At 58.8% G+C, this 12,344-nt stretch carries 12 protein-coding genes; 1 reads left to right on the top strand and 11 read right to left on the bottom strand.

Annotated elements, in window-relative coordinates:
- Positions 1–106: 106 nt before the first annotated feature.
- Genes K5E80_RS02620 through K5E80_RS02610 form a run of 3 tightly spaced genes read right to left on the bottom strand, consistent with a single transcriptional unit; the run spans position 107 to position 2,644 of the window.
- Entirely contained in the window at positions 107–1,177 is a 1,071-nt protein-coding gene (locus K5E80_RS02620; protein WP_220634692.1) for a protein-glutamate methylesterase/protein-glutamine glutaminase, read from the bottom strand.
- On the bottom strand, positions 1,174–1,785 hold the full coding sequence (gene cheD, locus K5E80_RS02615; RefSeq protein ID WP_220634691.1) for a chemoreceptor glutamine deamidase CheD: 612 nt from the start codon (positions 1,783–1,785) through the stop codon (positions 1,174–1,176). The genes K5E80_RS02620 and cheD overlap by 4 nt, the downstream gene beginning before the upstream one ends.
- Positions 1,778–2,644 (bottom strand): CheR family methyltransferase, encoded by an 867-nt coding sequence (locus K5E80_RS02610; RefSeq protein ID WP_220634690.1) that lies wholly within the window; start codon positions 2,642–2,644, stop codon positions 1,778–1,780. Before K5E80_RS02610 ends, cheD begins: the two co-directional genes overlap by 8 nt.
- Here K5E80_RS02610 and K5E80_RS02605 point away from each other — a divergent pair.
- Positions 2,564–2,740 (top strand): hypothetical protein, encoded by a 177-nt coding sequence (locus tag K5E80_RS02605; RefSeq protein WP_220637379.1) that lies wholly within the window; start codon positions 2,564–2,566, stop codon positions 2,738–2,740. The genes K5E80_RS02610 and K5E80_RS02605 overlap by 81 nt on opposite strands.
- Positions 2,741–2,829: 89 nt before the next feature.
- Here the strand turns inward: K5E80_RS02605 and K5E80_RS02600 are convergent, their stop codons facing one another.
- The 8 genes from K5E80_RS02600 to K5E80_RS02565 all read right to left on the bottom strand — a co-directional run bounded on the left by K5E80_RS02600 (position 2,830) and on the right by K5E80_RS02565 (position 12,286).
- A complete protein-coding gene (locus tag K5E80_RS02600) occupies positions 2,830–3,348 on the bottom strand; it encodes a chemotaxis protein CheW (protein ID WP_220634689.1) in 519 nt (172 codons plus the stop codon).
- 82 nt (positions 3,349–3,430) lie between these two features.
- The gene (locus tag K5E80_RS16900) at positions 3,431–5,104 is read right to left on the bottom strand and encodes a methyl-accepting chemotaxis protein (protein ID WP_220634688.1); all 1,674 of its coding nucleotides are present in this window, start codon (positions 5,102–5,104) and stop codon (positions 3,431–3,433) included.
- A gap of 113 nt (positions 5,105–5,217) precedes the next feature.
- Entirely contained in the window at positions 5,218–5,691 is a 474-nt protein-coding gene (locus K5E80_RS02590) for a chemotaxis protein CheW (protein WP_246591041.1), read from the bottom strand.
- A 127-nt stretch (positions 5,692–5,818) separates the two neighbouring features.
- Entirely contained in the window at positions 5,819–7,522 is a 1,704-nt protein-coding gene (locus tag K5E80_RS17085; RefSeq protein ID WP_220634686.1) for a methyl-accepting chemotaxis protein, read from the bottom strand.
- A 47-nt stretch (positions 7,523–7,569) separates the two neighbouring features.
- Complete coding sequence (locus K5E80_RS02580) at positions 7,570–8,088, bottom strand: chemotaxis protein CheW (protein ID WP_220634685.1); 519 nt, start codon at positions 8,086–8,088, stop codon at positions 7,570–7,572.
- Positions 8,089–8,170: 82 nt separating this feature from the next.
- Positions 8,171–9,889, bottom strand: coding sequence for a methyl-accepting chemotaxis protein (locus tag K5E80_RS02575; protein WP_246590838.1), 1,719 nt, complete (start codon positions 9,887–9,889; stop codon positions 8,171–8,173).
- A 229-nt stretch (positions 9,890–10,118) separates the two neighbouring features.
- Positions 10,119–11,891, bottom strand: a complete 1,773-nt coding sequence (locus K5E80_RS02570) for a chemotaxis protein CheA (RefSeq protein ID WP_220634683.1) — start codon at positions 11,889–11,891, stop codon at positions 10,119–10,121.
- A 29-nt stretch (positions 11,892–11,920) separates the two neighbouring features.
- A complete protein-coding gene (locus tag K5E80_RS02565; RefSeq protein WP_220634682.1) occupies positions 11,921–12,286 on the bottom strand; it encodes a response regulator in 366 nt (121 codons plus the stop codon).
- Positions 12,287–12,344 lie beyond the last annotated feature (58 nt).

Below are 12,344 nucleotides of genomic sequence, written 5' to 3'. Positions count from 1 at the left end.
ATCCCTATTTTAGAGTAACGCGTGCCGGGACGGTTCCAAAATTATATTTCGGTCATGGGCGCTGCGCTGTCCTGAAAGCCGTACGGGCGGGGATTGCCCAGATGGTTCAGATGCGCACCGAACGCGGCCCCATGGTGACAACCTGCCTCATCAGATGCGCGGGGATGTCCCCGATTGAGACAACTTCGTCGATCGCACCGATCGCAATGGCTTCCTTGGGCATGCCGAACACAACGCAACTGGCCTCATCCTGCGCCAGCGTATGGGCGCCAGCGTGGTGCATATCCAGTATCCCCTGGGCACCATCCTTGCCCATGCCGGTCAAAATCACGCCGATCGCGTTCGGACCGGCGTGCGCCGCAACCGATTTAAACAGCACGTCGACCGACGGCCGGTGCCGGTTCACCGGCTCGGATTGGCTCAGCCGCAGCAAGTAGTTCGCGCCGCTGCGCTGTAGCAACATATGCGAATGACCCGGTGCGATGTACGCGTGTCCCGGCAATACGCGTTCGCCATCCTCCCCCTCCTTCACTCTCATCCGGGAAAGGCTGTCGAGTCGCGCCGCGAACGACCGGGTGAACCCCTCCGGCATATGCTGCGCGATAACTATGCCCGGCCCATCCGGCGGCAAGCTCACAAGGAGTGTTTTTATGGCCTCCGTCCCGCCAGTGGAGGCCCCGACCGCGATCAGATGTTCGGTCGAGAGCGTCCGCCGCTCCCATATCTTCGGTAGTGGACACAATGGTTCGCGCGGGCGATTAAGAATGCGAGCATGTGCCGCGGCGCGAATTTTTTCGACGATTTCCCCGCCGCATTCATTCATTGTGTGCGCGATATCCAGTTTCGGCTTGGAGACGAAATCCACGGCGCCGAGTTCGAGCGCGCGCAGACTGATGTCAGATCCCTTTTCCGTGAGCGTGGACACCATCAGCACCGGCATTGGCCGCAACCGCATCAGGTTCTCCAGAAACTTGAGCCCGTCCATCCTCGGCATTTCGACGTCCAGAGTGATGACGTCAGGATTGTGCGAGCGAATCATCGCGCGTGCGATATAGGGATCGCTCGCGACGCCGACCACCTCCATGTCCGCCTCGGCCCCGATCAGCTCGCTAAGCAGCAACCTCATCAATGCTGAATCGTCCACCACCAGAACCCGGATTTTTTTCTGTGAGTTCATTTGAACAAGCTGATCTCGCCTTCGATTTGCGCCTGTTGCAGGCGCGACAAATATTCCGCGTCGCGACGCCGCACGGTATCGTTTTTCAAAGCGCGCAATTGTCTTACTCTGACTCGCCCCGTTGCTCCGTAAAGGTAGACCTTGCGCGCGTATTGTCCCTCCAGATCGGAAGACAGGATTGAAATGCCCTCGGTGTTGAGATAGTCAACGACGAAAACGGCGTTGCGCGCCCCCACGTTCAGCAACTTCATGTCCGGCAACACCGCCGCTCCGCCGACGATCTTCGCATGCAGCCGCTCACGGCGCGCACCGAGCTTGAACATCTCGTTGAGCAGGACTTCCATTGCATACGCGCCATAACGCATGGACTTGCTTGCCTGTCCGCTACCTCCAGGAAGCATGAAGTGATTCATTCCGAACACTCCGGCTACGCTGTCGTACAGGCACGCAGCGACGCACGAGCCCAGTACCGTAACGATCACCGTTTCGTTGGCACTCGCCAAATACTGTCCAGGCAGAAGCTTGGCTACCCATCTTTCGATGGAGCTGTCGAAATAAAGGTGGTTGGGCGTCGTTGGTTGCGCTGGGTTGATTTCAGAATCAAGCATCGCAGTCAGTACGCATGTAAGCTGTCTGCCCCAACGACCGGAACACGCCGCCAAAGTCGGCGATATTTTCAGCGTGCCCGAGGAATAACAGCCCGCCCGGATCCAGCTGCGCGGCGAAGCGTTCGAGAATCCGGCGCCTGGACGGCGCGTCGAAGTAGATCATCACATTCCGGCAAAAGATCACCTTCACCGGCACGCGCACGGCCCAGCTGGTTCCGTGCAGATTAATCTGACGAAAGGTGATGAGCTGCCTCAATTCCGGCCGCACTTTGACGAAGCCGGCGTTGTCGCCCATTCCTCCCAGAAAAAAACGTTTCAGGTCCGCGGGCGGAACATTCTTCACGCGTTCCTCGGTATAGACTCCGCGTTCTGCATGTTCGAGCACGCTGGTATCGATATCGCTCGCCACGACCTGCCCGTTCTGCGGCCGCAATCCCCGTACTGTTGCGAGCACCATTGCAATGGAATAGGCCTCCTCGCCGGTCGAACAGCCGGCCGACCAGATGGTCGCGCCACGTGGCAGGCCGCCGCTTTCAAGGAACGACCGGAGTACCGAAAAGTGGTGCGTCTCGCGGTAGAAATACGTCAGATTCGTGGTCAGGGCATTGATGAAAGCGGCGAACTCCTCGCCCGTGCCGGACTCCATGCAATCGAGATATTCCTTGAACGACGCAATATTGAGCTTGCGCAACCGCCGCCCAAGACGGCTGTAGACCATCGCTCGTTTATTGTGTCCAAGCCGTATTCCTGCGCGTGACTGTATCAGTCCGCATATACGATGAAAATCGTCATCCGTAAACTCGAATTCATCGCCTATCTGTCGGACGTCATCGACAAGGGAGTCCCGTTGCTGTTGCACGATATTCCAGTTCTAAAATTGCTATTGACATTCGTGACAGCAGTCGTTCGCTGCGTCACCCACCGTAAGACAATCCGCGCGACCAGGCCCCGGTGACCGTTCCAAGTCCGGCACCGAGCCGGACACCGATTTTCATATTGCCGATTGCAAACATGTTTTCCCTCTCAAAATAACCGTTGCTGCGTTTATTGCAGCGTCGTCTGCTCGATCAGGGCCATGTCGGCCCCCGACATCAGTTTCTCGATATCCACCAGGATCAGCATGCGCTGCTCAATGGTGCCCAGCCCAGTGATGTATTGGGTATCGAAAGTCGATGAGGAAAAATCCGGCACCGCCCGGATTTGCTCCGCCCCCAACTGAATTACATCCGATACGCTGTCCACCACGATCCCCACCACCCGCCCCACCACGTTCAGAATGATCACCACCGTGAACTCGTCGTATTCCACCTTGCCCAGATTGAACTTGATCCGCATGTCCACGATCGGCACTATGATGCCGCGCAGGTTCATCACGCCCTTGATGAATTCGGGTGCATTCGCAATCCGCGTCACCGCCTCGTAGCCCCGTATCTCCTGTACCTTCAGTATCTCGATGCCGTACTCTTCCTGGCCCAGCGTGAATGTCAGGTATTCACTGCCCGCCTGCTCCTCCACCACCGCCGACGGCGCAACCGCGCCTCCCCCCGAGAATGATTTCGTCACTGGCTTGCTCCTTGTCGATCCATATTTACCAACCGGATCGCCAACCGCAGGTCATCATACTGGCATCGCCCAAACCGGCACCTCATAGCTCGGTCCATTGGTCGTTTTCGGGCTTCTCAGCCGCATGGCCGAACCCGTGCGCGATGCTCAGGCGTCGCTCAGTAGGCGCGCCAGCATCGAGTGGCTTGTGCGCCGGCGCATGCGTGACAATTGGCCGCGACCGGGGCACCCCATGTTTGCGCTCCCTCACCAGCGAGACCGGGCGCTCCATGCCCTCACCCAACTTGAACACCGCTACCGCCTGCGCCAGGGATTGCGCCTGTTCCTGCATCGACTCCGCGGCTGCGGCCGCTTCCTCCACCAGCGCCGCGTTCTGCTGCGTCACACGATCCATCTGCACGATCGCCTGGTTCACCTCTTCGATGCCATGGCCCTGCTCCTGTGACGCCGCCGCAATCTCGCCCATGATGTCGGTCACCCGCTTCACCGAGGACACGATCTGCTCCATGGTCTTGCCCGCTTCATCCACCAGCCGCGTGCCAGCCTCCACCTTGTGCACCGAGTCGCCGATCAATTGCTTGATCTCCTTGGCCGCCGCCGCACTCCTCTGCGCCAGCGCGCGCACTTCCGTCGCCACCACCGCAAAACCCCGCCCTTGCTCGCCTGCCCGCGCCGCTTCCACCGCCGCGTTCAGCGCCAGGATGTTGGTCTGGAACGCAATGCCGTCAATAACCGAGATAATGTCCACGATCTTTTTCGAACTCTCGTTGATCGAACTCATGGTCTCCACCACCTGCCCCACTACCAGGCCGCCCTTCACCGCCACCGCGGAAGCTCCCGCCGCCAGTTGATTGGCCTGCTTCGCATTCTCCGCGTTCAGCTTCACCGTGCTGGTCAGTTCTTCCATCGAGCTCGCCGTCTCTTCCAGCGAACTCGCCTGCTGCTCGGTCCGCTGCGACAGGTCGGCGTTGCCGCTGGCGATCTGTTCCGAAGCCGTGGAGATGACATCAGCGCCCTCCCTCACTTCGGTCACGATTCCCTTCAGGTTTTTATTCATGTCCTTGAGCGCGCCAAGCAACACACCCAACTCGTCGGTCGAGCTGGTCTCAATACGGCCCGTCAGATCCCCCGCCGCAATCTTGCGCGTGATTTCCAGCGCTGCTTCGAGCGACGCCAGCGTGCTACGCCGCAGAACCACAAAGATACCAATGAGCAGGAATGCCCCCAAGACCGTCACCGTCCAGATGACGCTTTGCAGGAAGTCCACGGCGTCGCCGACCGCGGGGCCGAATTTGTCGCCAATGTCGAGGAGTTTGGCAAAATTCGGCTTAAGTTTTGCGACCAGTGCCGGCGTCATCGCCTGCCCCGGCTCGATCTCTATGGTCTCGCGCATGCGCAGCAGATTCCGTATGGCGTCCTCCGGCAGGGCAAGCACTGCGCCGTGGCCAACCGCCTGAAATAATTTCCTTTCTATCCAGAACAGCTCGGTTACTGCCGTTTCAGCCAATTCCTTGTCGCGTGCGATGTGCGCCAGGAAGCCAGCTCGCGACACAGTCGCGGCGAGCGGTGTGCCATACTCTACCGCCTCGAGTGCTCGGCGCATTTCCATGTTCTCCGCAAGATACAGGCGCTCAAGATGATAGAAGCGCGCACCCTTGCTCAGGTAACGCACCCCTGCCAGGTTAAAAAGCGACACCACGACTACGAGAACAAGCCCGATGGCGTACTTCTGCTTCAGCGTCAATTTTTTTATCATTTCACCCTTCTCCCTCCGTTATCGCTTAGAACTCCCGCCACTTGCCGATCGAAAACACGCTCATTGCTCTTGGAATCTGATTCGGTTCAATTCGCGACAATCCGTTGCGGCGCTTATTGCAGCGTTGCCTGCTCGATCAGGGCCATGTCGGCCCCCGACATCAGTTTCTCGATATCCACCAGGATCAGCATGCGCTGCTCAATGGTGCCCAGCCCAGTGATGTATTGGGTATCGAAAGTCGATGAGGAAAAATCCGGCACCGCCCGGATTTGCTCCGCCCCCAACTGAATTACATCCGATACGCTGTCCACCACGATCCCCACCACCCGCCCCACCACGTTCAGAATGATCACCACCGTGAACTCGTCGTATTCCACCTTGCCCAGATTGAACTTGATCCGCATGTCCACGATCGGCACTATGATGCCGCGCAGGTTCATCACGCCCTTGATGAATTCGGGTGCATTCGCAATCCGCGTCACCGCCTCATAGCCCCGTATCTCCTGTACCTTCAGTATCTCGATGCCGTACTCTTCCTGGCCCAGCGTGAATGTCAGGTATTCACTGCCCGCCCGCTCCTCCGCCACCGCCGACGGCGCAACCGCACCTCCCCCCGAGAATGATTTCGTCACTGGCTTGCTCCTTGTCGATCCATATTTACCAACCGGATTGCCAACCGCAGGTCATCATACTGGCATCGCCCAAACCGGCACCTCATAGCTCGGTCCATTGGTCGTTTTCGGGCTTCTCAGCCGCATGGCCGAACCCGTGCGCGATGCTCAGGCGTCGCGCCTTGGGAGCGTCGTGTATGGCGATCGCCTGCGTCAGCGGCATCTCGGGCTTCTGTTGCCTCACTGCCACCACTGGGCGCTCGCTCGACATGAACACCGCCACCGCCTGCGCCAGTTTCTGCACCTGCTCCTGCATCGATTCCGCGGCCGCGGCTGCTTCCTCCACCAGCGCCGCGTTCTGTTGCGTCACACGATCCATCTGCACGATCGCCTGGTTCACCTCTTCGATGCCATGGCCCTGCTCCTGTGACGCCGCCGCAATCTCGCTCATGATGTCGGTCACCCGCTTCACCGAGGACACGATCTGCTCCATGGTCTTGCCCGCTTCATCCACCAGCCGCGTGCCAGCCTCCACCTTGTGCACCGAGTCGCCGATCAATTGCTTGATCTCCTTGGCCGCCGCCGCGCTCCTCTGCGCCAGCGTGCGCACTTCCGTCGCCACCACCGCAAAACCCCACCCTTGCTCGCCTGCCCGCGCCGCTTCCACCGCCGCGTTCAGCGCCAGGATGTTGGTCTGGAACGCAATGCCGTCAATAACCGAGATAATGTCCACGATCTTTTTTGAACTCTCGTTGATCGAGCTCATGGTCTCCACCACCTGCCCCACCACCTGGCCGCCCTTCACCGCCACCGCGGAAGCTCCCGCCGCCAGTTGATTGGCCTGCTTCGCATTCTCCGCGTTCAGCCTCACCGTGCTGGTCAGTTCTTCCATCGAGCTCGCCGTCTCTTCCAGCGAACTCGCCTGCTGCTCGGTCCGCTGCGACAGGTCGGCGTTGCCGCTGGCGATCTGTTCCGAAGCCGTGCCGATCGCATCCGTCCCCTCGCTAACTACGCGCCTGATCTTCTTTATGCTTTTGCTTATGATTTTCAACGCCTCCAGCATCTGGCCGATCTCATCTTTCGCGGTGGTTTCGATCCAGTCACTCATATCCGCATTGGCCATGCGCTGCATTATTGCCATCACTCCATTCAAGGGCTGCGTGACGCTGCGCATGATCCACCAGCTCAGGCTGATCGCCAGCAGAATGGCGAATCCACTGATCCACAGCACAAGGATACGTCCGTCCTGATAGGCCTCTGCCGCGTTCTTCATCCCATCGGCGACGGATTGATTCTGTAATTCGACCATGGCATCAGCTTGTTTCATGAGAGCGTTGCGTGCATCCCGCGTGTCGGTCAGCAGGTGCGTTAAGGCCTCCTCATTCTTGCCGTCAGATTGCAGCTTGAGGGCCTCGTCAATTTTGGTGAAGAATGTGCTCTCTGCCGCCGTCATAGCCTGAAGTATCTCCTTGTCCTTCTCAGAGGAAACCGTTTTGCCGAGTTTTTCAATGTTTTCTGCGAGCATAGTGCGCGCATCGGCGAGTTTCGTTTTTTCTTTCTCGGCAAAGGCCGCATCTCGCGTGAGCAGCAATCCATAGCTCGAGTTGACGATATCGCTGATCGCGAGATCGGCCGCGTTCGACCATTTCAACATTGGAATCCGGTCGCTAGCGATCTCGACTGTCATCTCGTTAAGCTTCGCCATGCGCTCTAATCCCAGAAACGGAATGGCCCCCAGCAGCAGCAGCCCCAGTCCAAACGCCAACGCGAGCCGGACACTGACCTTCATGTTTCTGATTGAAAACATTATTTTTCTCCTCCCCCAATGGTAATTCGTGATGGCTATTACAGCCTCTATTGCAGCGTTGCCTGTTCGATCAGGGCCATGTCGGCCCCCGACATCAGTTTCTCGATATCCACCAGGATCAGCATGCGCTGCTCAATGGTGCCCAGCCCAGTGATGTATTGGGTATCGAAAGTCGATGAGGAAAAATCCGGCACCGCCCGGATTTGCTCCGCCCCCAACTGAATTACATCCGATACGCTGTCCACCACGATCCCCACCACCCGCCCCACCACGTTCAGAATGATCACCACCGTGAACTCGTCGTATTCCACCTTGCCCAGATTGAACTTGATCCGCATGTCCACGATCGGCACTATGATGCCGCGCAGGTTCATCACGCCCTTGATGAATTCGGGTGCATTCGCAATCCGCGTCACCGCCTCGTAGCCCCGTATCTCCTGTACCTTCAGTATCTCGATGCCGTACTCTTCCTGGCCCAGCGTGAATGTCAGGTATTCACTGCCCGCCTGCTCCTCCACCACCGCCGACGGCGCAACCGCGCCTCCCCCCGAGAATGATTTCGTCACTGGCTTGCTCCTTGTCGATCCATATTTACCAACCGGATCGCCAACCGCAGGTCATCATACTGGCATCGCCCAAACCGGCACCTCATAGCTCGGTCCATTGGTCGTTTTCGGGCTTCTCAGCCGCATGGCCGAACCCGTGCGCGATGCTCAGGCGTCGCTCAGTAGGCGCGCCAGCATCGAGTGGCTTGTGCGCCGGCGCATGCGTGACAATTGGCCGCGACCGGGGCACCCCATGTTTGCGCTCCCTCACCAGCGAGACCGGGCGCTCCATGCCCTCACCCAACTTGAACACCGCTACCGCCTGCGCCAGGGATTGCGCCTGTTCCTGCATCGACTCCGCGGCCGCGGCCGCTTCCTCCACCAGCGCCGCGTTCTGCTGCGTCACACGATCCATCTGCACGATCGCCTGGTTCACCTCTTCGATGCCATGGCCCTGCTCCTGCGACGCCGCCGCAATCTCGCCCATGATGTCGGTCACCCGCTTCACCGAGGACACGATCTGCTCCATGGTCTTGCCCGCTTCATCCACCAGCCGCGTGCCAGCCTCCACCTTGTGCACCGAGTCGCCGATCAATTGCTTGATCTCCTTGGCCGCCGCCGCGCTCCTCTGCGCCAGCGTGCGCACTTCCGTCGCCACCACCGCAAAACCCCGCCCTTGCTCGCCTGCCCGCGCCGCTTCCACCGCCGCGTTCAGCGCCAGGATGTTGGTCTGGAACGCAATGCCGTCAATAACCGAGATAATGTCCACGATCTTTTTCGAACTCTCGTTGATCGAACTCATGGTCTCCACCACCTGCCCCACTACCAGGCCGCCCTTCACCGCCACCGCGGAAGCTCCCGCCGCCAGTTGATTGGCCTGCTTCGCATTCTCCGCGTTCAGCTTCACCGTGCTGGTCAGTTCTTCCATCGAGCTCGCCGTCTCTTCCAGCGAACTCGCCTGCTGCTCGGTCCGCTGCGACAGGTCGGCGTTGCCGCTGGCGATCTGTTCCGAAGCCGAGCCGATCTCGTCGGTACCGTTTCTCACTTCGCCCACGATCTTCTTCAGGCTCTGGTTCATCTCTTTCAACGCCTGCAACAACTCGCCAATCTCATCCTTGCTCTTGATATCCACCTCGCTGGTGAGATCCCCCGCCGCCACGCGTTGCGCCACCCTAACCGCTTCGCTAAGCGGGCGGGTAATCGACCGAACAAGAATCATCCCCACCAATACCGTGCCCAGCAGTGCGGCCCCAATCGTTAATTTGAGCAGAAGTCGACCTTGGCTCATCGCGGCTGCCGTATCCTGCCCTTGAGCGTCGACAATCCTTTGCTGGAGATCGATTAGCTTGGCCAAGGCCTTGACCGTTGACCTGCCTGCCGGCGTGAGATGCTCGGCACGAAATGCCGACGCTTCTTCCATCTTGCCGCTGCCGTAGAGTTCGAACCACTTGGGCCGGGCGTCAATATACCGTCCGAATGCGTCCATAAGATCCTTGATGGCCGCATTTTCCTCCGCGGTACGAGCGCCGCCCTGATAGAGACTGATGGCATTGCTGAACTGCTTGCGCAGCTTTTCCTGGTTATCGACGATCTGCTTTCGCTCATTTGCCTCCGTCACGGCGATGAATTGCGCGACATCCCATCGCAGCGCCCAAACGGCGCTTTGCGCGCTGGAGAGCGCGATCGTCTCCCGATTGTTTTCCGCCATCGTGCGATTGAGAGAAATTGCATTGGTAGTGTTCATGATGCCCAGCATGGCTTCCAGCAACAGCACCAGTAAGCCTATTCCAAGTCCGACACCAAGCCGAACACCGATTTTCATATTGCCGATTGCAAACATGATTTCTGATTCCCTCTCAAAATAATTAATTGCTGCAGCGTTTATTGCAGCGTCGCCCGCTCCACCGCTACCACTGACGCGCCGGCCACTGCCAGTGTCTGTATCATGTGACTGCTTCTTGTGGGTCGAAGTGGGCTAACTGGATTACCACCCGTGCCGCCTGCACAAGCCGCCTGTTTTGCGCCCTTTTCATTTGCATGGGGGACCCGTCTCAGGCCACCTTGTCGATCCGGTTATGACAAATCCCGACGATGTGGGCGACATCCAGGATCAGCGCAACGCGCCCGTTGCCCATGATGGTCGCGCCCGATATCCCCGGTACATTGCGGTAATTTGTCTCCAGGCTCTTGATGACCACCTGGTGCTGCCCCATCAGTTCGTCCAGGAAAAGCGCGGTCCTCCCTCCCTCTGCCTCCAGGATCACCAGGATTCCATCGTCGTAACACTGCGCATCACCCGGCAGGTTGAACGTCTCGGCAAGGGAGATCAGCGGTAGATATTCGCCACGCACCGCCACGACCTGCCCGCGGTTGGCCATACTGCTCACCGGTACCGCCGCTGGCTGCAGGGACTCCGCGATATGGCTGAGCGGGATGATAAAAATTTCCTGGCCCACGCGCACCGACATGCCTTCCAGGATCGCCAGCGTCAACGGCAGTTTGATCGAGATGGATGTGCCGGCGTTGAGCATGGTCCGGACCTCGACCCGACCGCCCATCTTGTGAATGTTTCGGCGTACCACATCCATGCCGACGCCGCGGCCGGAGATATCGGTGATTTGCCCGGCGGTCGAGAAGCCAGGCTCGAAGATGAGTTGCCACACCTGCGCGTCGCTCATCGAGTCCGACACGGCGATACCACGCTTGCGCGCTACGGCGAGGATATCGTCGCGCGACAGGCCGCGGCCGTCGTCGATCACTTCGATCACGATCGAGCCGCCCTGGTGGCCGGCACTGAGTGTAATTTTGCCGCTTTCCGTCTTGCCCGCCGCGGCGCGTACATCCGGCATCTCGATGCCGTGATCGATCGCGTTGCGTATCAGGTGCGTCAATGGATCGACGATTCCTTCGATGAGCGCCTTGTCCAGTTCGGTCGCCTCCCCGACCATGGTCAACTCGACCTTCTTGCCAAACCTTTGCGAGAGATCCCTGACCATGCGCGGGAAGCGATCGAAGACGAACGCGATCGGGATCATGCGGATCGCCAACGCCGCTTCCTGCAAATCACGGAGATTCCGGTCGACGTTCACGAGATCCAGGGCAAGTACGTCGCTGGAATTGTTCATGCGAACTTCTTGCTCAAGCCGCAGTATCGAATGTCCGATCACCAGTTCACCGACTAGGTCAATCAAGCGATCAATTTTCTTGGTGCTGACGCGGATCGACAGGGTTTCGGAAGCGCTGGCGTGGGCATCGCTGCGGGTGGTTGCCTTGCCGGCGTCAACCTGCCCCGGAAGATTCTCCTCGAAGAACCCGAAATCGGCGGACTCAACCGGCTGTTCCCCGCTGACTGCGGCTTCGGCTTGTCCCTCGCCGTCGCTTGTACCCTCGGGTATGTGCTCTGCCGGCGCGGTTCCAGCAGCAGGCACAACAGATTTCGCCGAAGAAATTTTTTCCAGTTGTGATGTGATGGCCTGGGCGCTTGCGGCATCCACATCGCCTCCGCTCCGCTGCACCGTGAGGGCGCCGCGCGCGACATCATTACCACTCAATACGGCATCGATGATCTCGCCGGTAATGCTCAGGATACCGCGTCGCACACTGTCGAGCACAGTCTCCATGGCGTGGGTGACGCTGCTGATTTCGCTGAAACCAAACATGTTAGCGCCACCCTTGATCGAATGGGCAGCACGAAAAATGCTGTTGATATCCTCGGGATCAGGATTTGTGAGGTCGAGATTGAGCAGCAAGAGTTCAATCGTCGACAAATGCTCCTCGGCCTCCTCAAAGAACACATCGTGGAACTGTTTCAGATCAATCGTCAAGCGCGTATCTCCCCGTTCCGATTTACAGCTTAGCTGACGAATTTCCTCACAACTTCCAACAGGCGGTTTGGATCGAACGGCTTGACCATCCATCCTGTTGCGCCCGCAGCCCTGCCCATGGCCTTCATTTCATCCGAGGACTCCGTGGTAAGCAAGACGATCGGCGTGCGACTATAGGCGGGCAGCGCGCGCAGCGCCTGGACCAGGGAGATACCGTCGCTGCCCGGCATGTTCTGATCGGTCAGAATCATGTCGAATCTGCGCTCGCCCGCATAATTCAAAGCCTCTTCGCTATTGGCGGCCTGAACCACATCGTAACCCGCTGACCTCAAAATAAAGCCCAGCATCTGCCTCATCGAAGCGGAGTCGTCTACCGTCAAAATGGACGCTGCCATAAGCTCCCCCTATTTACTGATAAATACAAATCCGAGACTGAATTATCTGCACCGGATT

It is taken from the genome of Georgfuchsia toluolica (assembly GCF_907163265.1).
GTDB lineage: Bacteria > Pseudomonadota > Gammaproteobacteria > Burkholderiales > Rhodocyclaceae > Georgfuchsia > Georgfuchsia toluolica.
Note: the sequence above shows the minus strand (reverse complement) of the source record. Positions and strands in the feature narration are given on the sequence as shown.